The organism is Thalassospira xianhensis MCCC 1A02616, from assembly GCF_003326475.1.
In the GTDB taxonomy this organism is placed as follows: domain Bacteria; phylum Pseudomonadota; class Alphaproteobacteria; order Rhodospirillales; family Thalassospiraceae; genus Thalassospira; species Thalassospira xianhensis.
In genome coordinates, this window is the sequence record NZ_JPWA01000002.1 from 277,316 (window position 1) to 290,672 (window position 13,357).

At 56.2% G+C, this 13,357-nt stretch carries 6 protein-coding genes; 3 read left to right on the forward strand and 3 right to left on the reverse strand.

Annotated elements, in window-relative coordinates:
• Positions 1–8: 8 nt before the first annotated feature.
• Positions 9–1,031 carry a LacI family DNA-binding transcriptional regulator gene (locus tag TH5_RS03645; RefSeq protein ID WP_007090680.1) on the reverse strand — a complete coding sequence of 341 codons (1,023 nt, stop codon included), beginning with the start codon at positions 1,029–1,031 and terminating at the stop codon, positions 9–11.
• Between the two features lie 192 nt (positions 1,032–1,223).
• Between TH5_RS03645 and kduI the strand changes: the two genes are divergently transcribed.
• Positions 1,224–2,054, forward strand: coding sequence for a 5-dehydro-4-deoxy-D-glucuronate isomerase (gene kduI / locus TH5_RS03650; RefSeq protein ID WP_037992780.1), 831 nt, complete (start codon positions 1,224–1,226; stop codon positions 2,052–2,054).
• Between the two features lie 3 nt (positions 2,055–2,057).
• Positions 2,058–4,526, forward strand: coding sequence for a hypothetical protein (locus TH5_RS03655; RefSeq protein ID WP_114120699.1), 2,469 nt, complete (start codon positions 2,058–2,060; stop codon positions 4,524–4,526).
• Positions 4,527–5,918: 1,392 nt separating this feature from the next.
• Here the strand turns inward: TH5_RS03655 and TH5_RS03660 are convergent.
• Together TH5_RS03660 and TH5_RS25440 are read right to left on the reverse strand one after the other, a co-directional pair.
• Positions 5,919–6,638, reverse strand: a complete 720-nt coding sequence (locus TH5_RS03660; RefSeq protein WP_114120700.1) for a phage tail protein — start codon at positions 6,636–6,638, stop codon at positions 5,919–5,921.
• Positions 6,639–6,693: 55 nt separating this feature from the next.
• Complete coding sequence (locus TH5_RS25440) at positions 6,694–7,413, reverse strand: phage tail protein (RefSeq protein ID WP_167443450.1); 720 nt, start codon at positions 7,411–7,413, stop codon at positions 6,694–6,696.
• A 472-nt stretch (positions 7,414–7,885) separates the two neighbouring features.
• Between TH5_RS25440 and TH5_RS03670 the strand changes: the two genes are divergently transcribed.
• Positions 7,886–13,357 (forward strand): DUF4347 domain-containing protein (locus TH5_RS03670; RefSeq protein WP_167443451.1); only part of this gene is annotated, 5,472 nt, incomplete at its 3' end.

Consider the following 13,357-nt stretch of genomic DNA (forward strand, 5'->3'; position numbering starts at 1 on the left):
CATGTCTGTCAGCGTAGTTTTGCCGGTGGCGGGCCGACGCTTTCGCGATTAATGAGCTCGCACGCCAATTCGATCCGGCGTGCGGGCATTTCAATATCGGCATTGGTCAGTCGGCAGGTTTCAATCAGCAGATCGAGCGACAGCGCGCCGACTGTCTGCATCGGAATTTTGACCGATGTCAGCGCGGGTGACATGTATTGGCCCTGGGGCAGGCCATCAATGCCGACCACAGAAACATCTTTCGGGACGTTGTAGCCCTTGGCTTGCAGGGCGGAAACAGCGCCGACTGCCAGGATATCGCCAGCAGCGACAATGGCGCTGAAAGAAAGGTTGCTATCGATGACCTCAGTAATGCGCTGGCTGGCAGCTTCGGCGGTCCAGTCGTCGATATCAATCACATAGTCGGGATTGTAATGTTCGGCCATGGCGTCGCGCCATCCTTCGAAGCGGCGCTGAATCGTGCGCCTGCCGGGGCGATTGAGAAACAGGATATGGCGGTGTCCCTGATTGATAAGATGTTTGGTCGCCAAGGAGGCCGCCGATCGATTGCACGGCGTGACCGAGCTTAGCTGCATTTCCGGATCGTCACCATTGACCAGGACGGCAGGCATATCCGAGGCGCGCACATAATCGAGTGTCGCATCATCGACGGAAACAAGCAAAAGACCGATCAAATCCGGGGCCTGTGCCGCGTTGTAGAGGTCTTCGAAGCGTTGGTTGGGCTGATAGATGTAAGATTCTATGCGGATGTCCCGGCTTTCGGCGCGTTCGCGAACCCCTTCGAGAACATACATGGTGAACTGGCTGCGTTTGAAATCGATCATGGCTTCTTGCGAGGAAACAATCAGGACCTTTTGCCCGGCAGTGGTGCTTGAAACGGCGTAGTTCATTTCAATGGCCGCAGCCCGGATTCTGGAGGCGAGATGTTCCCGGACATAGCCATTGCCGCTTAGGGCGCGTGATACGGTTGCTGTAGAAACCCCAAGACGCGAGGCGATGTCGCTTATCTTCGTGCGTCCGCTAACTGCCATGTTTTTCCCTTTCCTGATTCTCATCAGTTTGTGGAATTTATTTACATATTGCACGAAAAATTTCTTGATGTGATGTTTTTTCTTGTGTGGAACAGGAAGCCATCTTCCTGCTTCTGCGAATTTATAAAGTGCGTCACCGATCAAAACGGTGGCTGAACGTGCAGGAACATCCTTAGGAGATATCCCGTGGCTATGGAACAACGCTATGGTGCCGGTCCCGATCAGATCGATGGAATGAATACGACCCAGTTGCGCGAGAATTTTATGGTCGAGCGTCTCTTTGTGCCGGGTCAGATCAGCTTTGCGTATACTCATTTTGATCGGATGATTGTCGGTGGTGCCGTTCCGGGGGAAAAGGCGCTTGGCTTTGGCGATGGCAAAGATGTCGGGACGAACCTGTTCTTTGATGCGCGCGAAATGGGCATTGCAAACCTTGGCGGTGCGGGCTGGATCGAGGTGGACGGAACGCGGTATGAGCTTGCAAACCGCGATGTTCTCTATATCGGCCGTGGTGCCGAAACCGTTTCGCTGGGCAGTGATGATGCCAAAAGCCCGGCACGTTTTTATATGAATTCGGTCCCGGCGGGGCATTCAGTGCCGACGCGTCTGATCACGCGTGCGGAATCGAAAATCCTTGAGATGGGGGATGCCGAGAAAAGCAATCGCCGTTCCCTGGCGATGTATATTCATCCAGAGGTCGCGCCATCCTGTCTGTTGCTGATGGGCATTACCGATCCGGCGAAGGGTTCGGTCTGGAACACCATGCCGCCGCACCTGCATGAGCGCCGCATGGAGGCCTATTGCTATTTCGATCTTTCGGATGAAGACCGGGTTATGCATTTCATGGGGCGCCCGGATAATACCCGTCATCTGGTTGTGGCAAATGGCGATGTCGTGTTGTCGCCGGCCTGGTCCATTCATATGGGGGCCGGTACCGGGCCGTATGGTTTCGTGTGGGGCATGACCGGGGAAAATCAGGAATATACCGATGTTTCGCCGGTTGCCATTAAGGAGCTGCGTTAAGTCATGCTGCTTAAATCCGGAGCATCCGTTCCTTATTGGCAGGTCACGTCGCTTGAGGAACGGGCATATGATGTGGCGGATATGCCGATGGAAGGCGAGATGGATTCAACCTTTTTCCTGACAAAGGAGAAGAACTTCATCCCGCATACCTATCCCTGCCGGACAGCCTATATTGCCGAACGCCGGGGCAAAGAGATTTCCGAATTGCCGTTCCCTGACTGGCGCATGGCGCGTAACATTTTGCCAGGCGGGTCACCGTTTCTTGATCTTTCGGGGTTCTGGTTCCGGGCAACCCATATTCAGGGATGGGCGAGAACGGCGATCAATGCCAAGGATGCCGGACCTGCGCGGTTGCGATTGGGCATTTGTGGTGCCGCGCGTGTGTATGTGAACGGGGTGGCGGTTGCGTGGCTTTCGCCCGCGACCCGGAATGCCATGGACGAGGTCGAGTTTGAGGCCAATCTGAATCAGGGCCACAACGAGGTTGCCGTCCAGTTCGAAGATCTGTGCGAGCGCGATGCGGTTATCCGTATTGCCCTTACCTGGATTGACGGCCCAAAGGCAGAGGCGGGGAATTGTTTTCCGGCGGAACCTGAGGCCGTATCTGCGGTCGAGGCGGCTGTTGATGCCATGCATCTTGATCGTAAATTCTATGACAGTGATGATATCTGGCTTGTCATGCCGGTGCCGTTTCCGGACAAGGTTAGCGGCCGGGTCAGGGTTGCCGGTCATTTCATGTCGCATGATCATGATGATGTGACGTTTGAAATTCCCGTGGGGGCAGATCGTGTACGTCTGGCATCGTCGAACGATTTTCCGGCAGATTACCGGTATTTCGGATTTGCGTTCCTGTGCGGCGATTTTGCATCCGAAGCGCGGCTTGGTGCGGAGGTCAGTTGGCGTTCTGTAACCGGGCCAGCACCGGAGAGTCTTGAGGCTCGCATTGCCGAAAGCCTTGCATGGATTGCAAAGAACGGTGAAACCGATACCGAAACCGCACTTGCCTGTGCGGCCGTCGGGGATGAGGAGGCGTTGGCGCGTGCCGAGGCAATCATCAACACGGCTTTGCCGGGGATCGAGCAGTGTTTTGACTGTGCTGATTTTGCGCTGGTTCCGCTTTTGTGGACGCGCATTGTGTTTGCGGATCGTCTACCTGCATCTTTGGTCGCGCGTATCGATGCCGCTATTCTTGAATTCCGTTACTGGATGGATGAGCCGGGCAACGATGTTCAGTGGTATTTCTCGGAAAACCATGCATTGTTGTTCCATACTTCTGCCTATCTGGCCGGTAACCTGTTGCCGCAGTCACATTTCCGGCGCGCTGATCGCAATGGCACCGCGCAGAAACAGGCGGGCTTTGAGCGTCTGATGGCGTGGTTCGATCATTTCGAAGCGGCCGAAATGGCGGAATTCAATTCCGGAACCTATTTCCCGATTGATCTTAAAGGGCTGGCGGCCCTGTTTGCGCTTGCACCCGACGAAGTCATTCGGAAACGGGCATCTGGTGCCATTACCCGACTGATCACCATGATTGCCAATTCGGCGCATCACGGCGTCATTACCGGGGCGCAGGGCCGAAGTTACGAGCATTCACTTTGCGTCGCCGATACTTTGGAACTAAACGGTCTTGCCAGATTGTTGTGGGGCAAAGGGCAGTTTGGGGCGCATGTGAATTGCCTGGCCCAGATGGCTTTGGCGTTGCGTGATCATGGGCTTGAATTGCCTGATCTTGCCGACATTGCCTGCTGGGAGAAACGCGATACCGCGCAGGAATGGACTTTCTGGCAGGGCGAAAATGCGTTTTGCCGATTGTATCATTACAAAACCAGTGAAACGGCGATGGGAAGTGCCGCACTTTATCGTTGGCGGGACTGGGGATATCAGGAAACGCTTCTTCAGGCGCGGATCGGTCGCGAACCGGGCGCACAGATATTTGTCAACCATCCCGGCGAAATTGTTCAATCCGGTTTTGGTCGCCCGTCCTTCTGGGGCGGATCGGCAAGTGTTCCACGCGTTCAGCAATATCGCGATCTTGCGATTGTCCGGTTTGAGGGTGTGGAGCCGCAACCTGATTTTACCCATGCATGGTTCCCGACATTGGCGTTTGATGAATGGCATGTCGATGGACATCGGGCGTGGGCACGTTCGGGCGAGGGGGCGTTGATTGTATCAGCTTCCGGTCCGCTGGAGCTTGTGCAAACAGGCGGCTCAGCCGGGCATGAATTGCGTCTTTCCGGACGTGATAGCATCTGGGTTGTCCGGCTGGGCCATAGCCGTGATTTGGCGAAATTTGCAGCCGATCATGAGCTCAGGGTTCATGTCGATACGGATGGTACATATCGTATCGAAGATACGCAATATGGCGCGGTGTCGTTCCATCAGAGCGGCGTTATCACAGCCGAAGGCAGGACGCTTGATCCGATGGAATGGACGCTTAAGGGCGACCGGGCGGAATTGTCGATTAGTCAGTGAGGGAGCCGTGACCTCCCGTCGGCTCCTGAATGATGAAAGTCGGAATAGCAGAAATGCTGTTCCGGCTTTCTTATATGAGGGAAGATTTTGGGATTTTGGGGCTAGCTGAAAGAGTTGAACTTTGTCAGCCAGATAGTTGGGCGTGGCTATCCGCTTGGATACATGAAAATTGCAGACGTATATTATTGGTTGCAGCGTCAGTTTTCGAATCTAAGATCTTCCTGTGTTCTGAGCCTGTGCTCATAACTTGAAGGCTGAAGACGTCACGTTTTTAGTCTGAAGGTTGAGCACGGGCGGTAGCCCGCGCGCAGGCTGCGTGGGGTTGTATCCTTCTTTCCATCTTGTTTCGTTAAAAAAGTTCTTGATTTGTTCTTTTGTTTGTGGCATAAGAGAAAAGTCAACGGGAGAAATACACCCGGACCGAAACCCGCAAGGCCTTATAGGCTCTGCGGGTTTTTGCGTTTGGGGCCGGATGAAAGAGGTGATCAGGATGATGCGGCAAAGATACGGACTCAGACACGGGCAGGGCGGCGGAACACTCCGCAGGATATGGATCGGCGGATGGCGGAGCCATTACGGTGGCATTCTGCCCGAGGATTAAGAGGACTAACCCGATCATTTGTCATGACGGGAGAGGTGCGTCTTTTTGGGAAAGGAGCGTTAAATTTGCCGGGAGCGGCAGGAATGGCAGCAGGGGGCAGCAGTGAGTTGTGGCCCGACGATGGTGGACAGGTGGGCCCGTGCGCCCGAAGTTTGTCTGGACCTCGGCGGTTAGCGGAAAGTGCCGCCATTGCCGAACGTGACCGGAGTGAGGGGTGAACCCGAAGATCGTCAGTTGGCGCATGCCCGAAGTGTGTCCGGGCTCCATCGGTTACCGAAAATGTCGCCATGGCAGGCAGTGATCGGAGCGGGCCGTGAGCCGGAGATGACCTGTTTGGCGAGGCTGGTGGTGGCATGAGGTCCGTCCGGGGTGCGGGGGGCAGAATTGCCGGAAAGCGGCCGGAGCGGGTTGTTCGTCCGAAGGCGGCCCTTTGGCGAGGATGGTATACGCCCGAAGTTTGTCTATGCCTCGGTCGGGGTGTGTCGCCATGGCCGGAAGTGACCGAAACGGGGGGCGGGCCCGAGATGGCCTGTTTGGCGAGATTGATGGAGGCATGAGATTTGTCCGGGGTTCGCTTGTTGCCGGAAATGTCTTCATGGCCGGAAGGTACCAGAGTGGGTCGTGGCCGAGGCCGAGGCGGCCTGTCTGCGTTCCGCAGGTGAGGATACGAAAGCCCGAGGTTCGTCCGGACTTCCCTGATTGCGGGAAGTCCGGTTTTGGCTGAGCTGTTCTGCCGTTGCATCCATCATCGCCAGGCTGCTTGCTGCCTGGAAGTTATCAGGATTTCGTGGTCAGGATTTTGGCGGCCAAATGCCATCGGTCACGATGCAATAGCGCATCGCCAGGCGCGGTCCGGCAATCGGCATGGATTTTCCGCCACCGGTTTCCTCGATATCGACAGTACCGCCACCGGATGTTCCGCCGCCGCCCGAAACGCCTTCAAGTTCGGTCAGGTTGGTGCCGTCATTGTAAATTTTGACCGAACTTAGCCCGGCATCGACTTTCGCAAGGAATTTGCCCCCGGCGGGTGAATTGGTTGTTCCCGGGTCCGTGGATACCAGAACCGCAGCATCGGTTCCGCCGCCGCCCCCACTACCCGACGGGGTAAAGGTTGCCGCGTGCGAGTGGGCAGGCATTTGAGCAACCGACTGATAGGTGTATTCTTCCCCGTAAGGCAGGGCGAAAGGATGGGTATCAAGTCCGGGACCGGAACCATATCCCACGGGGACCCGTCCGCGTAAATCAGGAAGCCGGAATGTCGAACGGCAATCCCCGCCAAATTCACAGCCAAGCAGCGCGAACAAGGCCGAATTATCCGATATGTCGAGGAGCTGTCCCGCAGCTAACTCGGTGCCTGCCGGGCAGTAGTTCATGATCGCCATCGCACAGACCTGGCCGAGATAGGCATCCGCGCCGCAGGCACGCGCCGAACCGGAAAAGGCAAGGAGCGATGTGGCCATGGCAATTCCGGTAATCCCGGTCAGTGATTTTCGTGAAATTTTTGCAGACATTTGAACCTCATGTCATCAAACATAGTGACAGGTGATTTTCATTTCCTGACCGGTATCAGGGGCGTGGCGGATAAAGGCCATTGGTTACGATGCAATAGCGCATCGCGAGGCGCGGCCCGGCAACTTCCATCGGCTGGGTGCCGCCGGTCTGAGTGCCGCCGGTAACACCAACCGTGACGGTGCCACCGGTCGAGCCGCCGCCGCCGCCGCCGATAACGCCTTCAAGTTCGGTCAGGTTGGTACCGTCATTGTAAATTTTGACCGAACTCAGTCCCGCATCGACCTTTGCCAGATACTTGCCCCCGGCGGGCGAATTGGTTGTCCCCGCATCCTGGGAGACCATCACCGAGGCACCTGTTCCGCCACCGCCGCCACCGTTCGGGGTGAAGGTTGCGTCGTGGTTATGGGCTGGCATCTGATCGATTGTCTGGGTGATTTCGTCGGTTCCGTAATATTGTCCGAATGGGTGGGCATACAGCCCCGGACCCTGTCCATAGGAAACCGGTGCGCGACCCCGCAGGTCAGGAATCCCGAAACTCGTCCTGCAATCACCGCCAAACGTGCATCCGACAAGAGAGTACAGGGCCTGATAATCGTTAATAGCAAGGATCTGGCCGGATGCCTCGACGGTATTGGCCGGGCAATAGCTGGCGGCTGTAATGCAGGTCTCGCCAGTATAGGCTTCGGTCCCACAGGCACTGGCCGGTTGCGATGTGCCAAGCATCCCGGCAAAGGCCAGGGTCGGCAAGAAGCAGAATATGGTTGTTTTCTTCACGATCATCTCCCCAAAAACACTGAAAATCGAGGTTCCATACTGACAGGTCTTGATTATGACCGGTCACAAGTATTATACAAAGATATAGACCATAGACCAATCACTGATAGATTATCTTTTCTTAACATGTACGATGGCGAACATTTAAAATGCCATTTACCCGAAAAGGTTGCCTCAGGATGGTAATGCATACCGAGGCGTAGAAAACTGACATATTCTGTCAATGGTATATGTTCATTCGATTTTTGTCTTTTGATCGGCTATTTTTGGTAGCAGTTCATACGGCAGTCGGCACATCCGGGCTTGTGATCCAAGAGTTGGCGAGATGTGTCGGCCTAACGTATGGCGGAAGTTTTATTGCAATTATTGCAAGGCAGTACGGGGTTTTCGGGTAACGCGGGTTGCCCGAAACGCAAGACGGGGTGTGATAATTATGGCTGCAAACATGACAGCACGGGACCGCAACCATACAATGGTACAGAATACTTGGTCCGATATTGCACCTATCGCCCTTGAGCAGCGCTTCATGTTCGACGCCGCCGGTGCCGCCACAGGAGCCGAAGCCGCCCAGGATGCCGCCGCCGAGGCAGAGGCCGAAAATGCCCATGCGGATAGTGACGGCCAGTCATCGAATGACGCGGGCGATAATGCGGATCACGTACCTGCTGCGGTTGGCGGTATTGCCAATAATGATCGCAAGGATGTCGTGATTGTTGATCCGGCAGTTCAGGATTATCAGACCCTGATTGATGGTCTTGGTGCCAATGTCGAAGTCATTATTTTACAGCAGAATGCAACGGTTAGCGATATTGCATCGGTACTGGACGGCATGTCGGGGATCGACGGGCTGCATATCCTAAGCCACGGGGGTACCGGCGCACTTAACCTTGGTGGCGGGGCGCTGACACTTGATACGCTTGCGGCCAATGCGGATGCGCTGCAACTGATTGGCAATGCGCTTTCCGAAACCGGCGATATCGTTCTTTATGGCTGTAATATCGGTGCGGATGGCAGCGGGCAGGATTTCATCAATCAGCTTTCCGCCCTGACCGGTGCGGATATTTCCGCGTCCGACGATATGACCGGGGCCGATGCCCTTGGCGGTGACTGGGATATGGAAGCCGCCAGCGGTGACATCGAAACGCCGGTTATCTTTGCCGACACTGCCATGCAGTCCTTTGCCGATGTTCTGGCAGCGACCAGTGACAGTTTTGACGCTCATGGTGCAAACATTAGTCCAGGTGTCACATCGTTTTCTCTGGGTGACTGGACTTTCGGGTCAAGTTCCGCCATGGGCATGGCCAACGCAAGTGCTGGTGAAGCCGCGATACATCTCAATAATGATGGTGGGGCAGGGGATAGAGCTGTCTTTATGAACTACGAATCAACACAGGGCTTTACTGATTTCTATTTTAAATCCACCGACGGTACAGATTTTGATCTCAATTCCTTTGATATAGGCAACAACTTTTCTCTTGCTGGAACAAACGTAACCATCGTGGGATACAAGGATGGCGTGGAGGTTGCTGGCACTTCCGAGTTGGTCAATCTCACCACCAGCGATAGCGCAGGTGTTATCACCTACTCTACCACTGACACGAACTCTGATGACGGTTATTTTGGCACCCTGACTTTTGGCAGTGCCTATGACGCGGTTGACGAGGTGCGTTTCACCTTTGACGCAAATGGTTCATTAGCAATTGACAACCTGAATGTCAGTCCTGTTGTCAGTAACGCAGCACCGGATTTGGGTGGTACACCGGCAGATGTTACCGTTACCGAGGATATCGCGACCGCGATTGATTTATCGGCATATAATGTGTCGGACGGCGATGGGGATACCATCACCCTGACGCTTGCGGTTGACCGGGGAACAATTGCCGGTGCGGCCGGCACGGGGATCACGATTAACAATTCAGGTAGCGGGGCCATGACCCTTCAGGGATCGGCGGCGAACCTGAATAGCTATCTCAATGACACAACCAAGATCACCTATACACCGGCCAGCAACGACACAACCGCAGCAACCCTGACCGTTACGCCCAATGACGGCACGGTAAACGGTACTGCCGATACGGTGACGATCAACATTACGGCGGAGAATGATGCGCCGACGGCGACCAATCTGACGCAGACATTGCCCTTTACCGAAGATGGCGGCAGTGTTGCGCTTGGCGATATCGTGGTCACGGATGTTGACAGTGGTGATACGGTTACCGCGACCCTGACAGTCGGCAACATTGCCGCGGGTACACTGACAACAGGAACATTCGGGTCCGCAACTTCGACCTATAATGCGGGCACAGGTGTGTGGACCGTTTCCGGGTCGGTGACGGATGTGAATGCGGCCTTGGCGGCGGTGGCGTTTACGCCCGCGGCGAACTGGGATCAGGACGTTACGATCACAACCCGTATCCGCGACGCGGCGGATACCGGCCCGGCGGATGGCACCATTACGCTTGATGCGACGGCGGTGAATGATGCACCGGTTGCAACCACCTCGGGGGGCAGCACTTCATTTACCGAAGGTGGAGGGGCTGTCGTCATAGATAGCAGCTTTACCCTGTCTGATGTTGATACCACCAATATGACCGGGGCAACCATCGAGATTACCAGCGGCTATGAAACGCCATGGGATCAGCTTGATGTCCAAGATGCCTTCGCTTTCCAGGGCGCAGGTGTGACATACAGCTATGATTCCTCGACCGGTATTATGACTTTAGCGGGAACGGCTACCGCGGCGCAGTATCAGGCGCTTATTCGCCAGATTGTCTACTTCAACAATTCCCAAGATCCATCCACGGCGAACCGTACGATATCCATTACGGTCAATGATGGGACGAACAATTCCGATGTCGCGACCAAAACCCTGTTGGTCACAGGTGTCAATGACGCGCCAACCCTGAGTGCTACCGGTGGCACGCCGAGCTTTACCGAAAACGGTTCGGCGGTTGATCTGTTTTCTGGCGTGACGATCGGAACGGTTGAAGCCGGCCAGACGATTTCGGGCATGACCTTTACGGTTACCAATGCCGAAGCCAGCGACCGCATCACGTTTGACGGTACGGCCATTACTCTCTCGGACGGGGTGTCAGGCGCCACCACCGGCGGCAACAGCCTGACTTATAATGTGTCAGTTGCAGGCGGCATCGCGACGGTCACGATTTCGGGTGGCAGTATGACGACAGCGTCGGCACAAACCGTCATTGACGGGATGACCTATTCGTCAACCAGTGACAATCCCGGTACATCGAGCCGCGTCGTGACCTTGACCGGCATTACCGACAGTGGCGGGACAGCAAACGGGGGTGTCGACAGTGCTTCTGTTACTATCGCTTCGACTGTCACGGTGAATGCTGTTAATGATGCGCCCGCATTGGCCAATGGCGGCAACAGTGTCAATTTCTCGGCCGGAAGTGGTACGGAGATCGTCATCAGTAACAGCCTGACGGTCCTGGATGTGGATGATACCACACTGGCCTCGGCGACCGTGTCGATCACAAACGGTTTTGCCACTGGAGATACTCTAAGCTTTACCACCGACGGGGCATTCGGGAATATTACCGGGACTTATGATGCCGGAACCGGCGTTCTGAGCCTGGAATCGGAGGGGGGGACGGCGACGGTTGCCCAATGGCAGGCGGCCTTGCGGTCCGTGACCTTCAGCAACGCGGACGCCTCGCCAGCGACCGGGACGCGCACGATCAGCTTTGTTGTCAATGATGGCGACGTCGAGAGCACGGCTGCCACCAGCAGTGTGAATATCGTTTTCGCGCCGGTTATCGGCAATCTGAATGGTGATAGTGTCACCTATAGCGAAGGCGGCGGCGCGGTTGCCATTGATACCGGAACGGCGGCGACCGTTACCGACAGTGACAATACCGACTTCAATGGCGGTAACCTGACCGTCAGCATCACCGCAGGCAGCGACGCGGCGCAGGATATCCTGACGCTTGATACCGGGGGCATGATTACGCTTGAAGGTAATACTGCGGGATCTGATGTCAGTGTCGGGGGCATGGTGATTGGTACGCTGGCCAACAATATTGCTGCGGGCAACGATCTGGTCATCAATTTCGACGAGAACGCGACACCGGCACGGGTCGCGAGCCTTCTGGCGGCTATACAGTACAGCAATAACAGCACAGATGATCCGACAGCGGGGGCCCGGACGGTCCGGGTGACATTAACCGATGCGTCGGGTGGTTTTACCTCTAGCCCGGCTGATGTCACGGTCAATGTGGTGGGGGTCAACGATGCGCCGGCGGTTTCGGCCACCGGTGGCACCCCAACCTTCACCGAAAACGGGACGGCGGTTGATCTGTTTTCTGGCGTGACCATCGGGACGGGTGAAACCGGCCAGACGATTTCGGGCATGACCTTTACGGTGACCAATGCCGAAGCCAGCGACCGTATCACATTTGACGGTACGGCCATTATCCTGACCGACGGCACATCGGGGACGACCACCGATGGCAACGGACTGAGCTATAACGTTTCGGTCACCGGGGTCGTGGCAACGATCACGATTACCGGCGGTACCTTGACGGTGGCGCAAGCACAAGCCGTGGTCGATGGTATGACCTATTCATCAACCAGTGACAATCCCGGTGCATCGAGCCGCGTCGTGACGCTTACCGGCATTACCGATAGTGGTGGCACGGCCAATGGTGGTGCGGATGCCGCAAGTGTGTCCATCGCGGCGACGGTTGCGGTCAGTGCCGTCAATGATGCGCCGGTCAATACCGTGCCGGGCTCTCAGTCCGCTGTTGCGGGCGAGGCAAAGGCAATTAACGGTATCTCGGTCAGTGATGCCGATAGCGCGACTGTTACCACCACAGTCTCGGTGCCGAATGGTGCGGGGACCTTTAGCGCGACGGGCAATGCGACCATCACGGGTGGCGGGACCAATTCCATCCAGATTTCGGGCAGTGTCGCCGATGTCAATACGACACTGGCCAATCTGCGATACACAGCCACGACGACTGGTTCGCAAACGATTACCGTCTTGACATCGGACGGCACGGATACCGGCACCGATACGGTCACGGTCAATGTTACCGCCCGCCCGGCCATCGGCGGTCTTTCAGGCGACAGCATTGCCTATACGACCGGGCAGACGGTCAAGCTTGATAGCGGGCAGAATGCGACCGTATCGGATGCGGACTTCCAGACTGGTGCTTTTAGCAATGGCGGCAACCTTACGGTCAGCATCACCGGAGGTGGCACTGCTTCGCAGGATATTCTCAAGATTGATACGGCAGGTACTGTTACGCTTGACGGTACGACAGCCGGATCGAATGTGCGTGTCAACGGGACGATTATCGGCACGCTGGCAAACGGTATTGCCGCGGGCAATGCCCTTCGGATCAATTTTAATACCTCGGCCAATCTGACAAATATCCAAGAGCTGGTGCGTGCTGTTGCCTATGAAAACAGTTCGGGCACGCCGACGGCGGGGAACCGTACGATCAGCGTGACGCTTTCTGATATCGATGGCAACAGCAGTACGGTAAGCACGGTCACGGTAAGGGTGACCGCGCCGGTTGTAACGCCACCACCACCGCCGCCGCCTGCACCGCCACCTGCACCGGTCGTAACGATACCGCCGATCCTGCAAACGCCGGGATCGGGCGGGGATGCGGGGACGCCGGTCAGCAATGCGCTTAGTGCGGGATCGAATGGCAGTGGTTCGGGCGGACAGTTCATTTCCGGTGGCCCGATCCAGACAACCGTGACGGGCCAGTTGGGCAATACCAGCCCGATTGGCAATTCCGGCACGCCGGTTTCGGCAGGGCTTAGCGTCAACCAGGCCGGTAGCGGGCTGGGAGTTACCACCGGACTGGGCGGTGGCGGCGGTGCTGTTCTGACGAGCGGTGGCTTTGGTAGCCTTGGTGGCAGTGGTCTTGGTGGTGGCTTGGGCGGTGGCATCGGTGGCATCGGT

What these genes read in the sequence shown, in the direction of transcription:
- TH5_RS03645 (WP_007090680.1), bottom strand. Translation starts at nt 1,031, where the DNA reads ATGGCAGTTAGCGGACGCACGAAGATAAGCGACATCGCCTCGCGTCTT.
- kduI (WP_037992780.1), top strand. Translation starts at nt 1,224, where the DNA reads ATGGAACAACGCTATGGTGCCGGTCCCGATCAGATCGATGGAATGAAT.
- TH5_RS03655 (WP_114120699.1), top strand. Translation starts at nt 2,058, where the DNA reads ATGCTGCTTAAATCCGGAGCATCCGTTCCTTATTGGCAGGTCACGTCG.
- TH5_RS03660 (WP_114120700.1), bottom strand. Translation starts at nt 6,638, where the DNA reads ATGTCTGCAAAAATTTCACGAAAATCACTGACCGGGATTACCGGAATT.